The 586-nt window shown below is 22.0% G+C and carries 1 protein-coding gene; it reads right to left on the minus strand.

What is annotated here, in order from left to right; translation table 11 throughout:
• Positions 1-182 precede the first annotated feature (182 nt).
• Positions 183-586, minus strand: a 404-nt coding sequence (locus A9G11_RS14465; protein ID WP_176701265.1) for a hypothetical protein, incomplete at its 5' end; no start/stop codon positions are given.

Raw genomic sequence — 586 nt, forward strand, 5'->3', positions numbered from 1 at the left:
ACCAAAAATCAGATGAAAAATAAATGGAATTTATCTGATATAGCCGTGGCTAAATGTAGTAAATTGGTGGAATTAAAAATAAAGAGTAAAATGTGCTTTATTTTTAGTAATAGGTAAATGTTATTTAATGTGGAAATAATTTTTATGATTATAATTGGTTATGATATTTTTAAATATTTTTATTATCTATAATTTTCTATTTTTGAACATTCAACATTTAATTTTTCTAAATGTGTAATTGAATTACCTATTTTCCTTATCATTTCTTTTAGCTGAATACAATTGAGTTCTTTTTCCGGACATTTAGGTCCTAATATAATTTTTTGGAGAATTAAAGGAAAATTGTTATCTTTTATATCTAAAAATATCATTGGATTGATAATAGAATGTGAATGCGTTAAAACCCACTCTGTTTTTATTTTATAATTTTCATCATTAATAACAATAAGTCTTATTTCTTCCTCATCTCGATAATCATATGGTTTAAAAAAATGTTTCCAATAATTAAGTTTATTAAATTTAAATGGGTAGCTAGTTTCTTCAACAGTTCTTTCTTGTATATATTTAAGAAAATTTAATTCGTTAT

The sequence above is a fragment of the Gilliamella sp. wkB108 genome, from assembly GCF_001690195.1.
In the GTDB taxonomy this organism is placed as follows: domain Bacteria; phylum Pseudomonadota; class Gammaproteobacteria; order Enterobacterales; family Orbaceae; genus Gilliamella; species Gilliamella apicola_L.